Origin of the sequence: Actinoplanes utahensis, assembly GCF_016862455.1 — a bacterium.
Classification (GTDB): Bacteria; Actinomycetota; Actinomycetes; order Mycobacteriales; family Micromonosporaceae; genus Actinoplanes; species Actinoplanes utahensis.
Map to the genome: position 1 here is coordinate 1 of NZ_BOMZ01000161.1, position 518 is coordinate 518.

Sequence of the window (518 nt, forward strand, 5' to 3'; positions counted from 1 at the left end):
CTGGCCGACGCGACGCGGATGTGGGACGACGACTTCTCCCTGACGCTGGAGCGCAAGCTCGGCGACGAGCAGGCCCGGCGGCTGTTCCTGCGGTACTCGTCGGCCTATCCGGAGAGCTACAAGAACACCCATACGCCGTACGAGGGCATGCAGGACCTGGCCAAGCTCGAGCTGCTCGACGAGCACGGCCAGCTCGCCATGCACCTGTTCCGGCGCCGGCGGCTCGGCGCGGACGGTCAGCCGGAGCCGGACGAGCGTGACATCCGGTTCAAGGTGTACCGCTACGGCGAGCCGATGATGCTGTCGGCGGTGCTGCCGGTGCTGCATTCGCTGGGTGTGCGGGTGACCGACGAACGGCCGTACGAGATCCGCCGCGGCGACGGCGTCATCCACCTGTACGACTTCGGGCTGCTGCCTCCGGAGGGTCATCGTGAGCTGGCCGAGGTGCGCCCGCAGGTGGAGAACGCGTTCGCGGCCGCCTGGCGGGGCGAGGCCGAGGTGGACGGGTTCAACGAGCT

1 pseudogene is annotated in these 518 nt (G+C 69.5%); it reads left to right on the forward strand.

From position 1 onward, the window contains the following. A pseudogene (locus tag Aut01nite_RS43120) lies at positions 1-518 on the forward strand (NAD-glutamate dehydrogenase domain-containing protein); the annotation flags it as partial.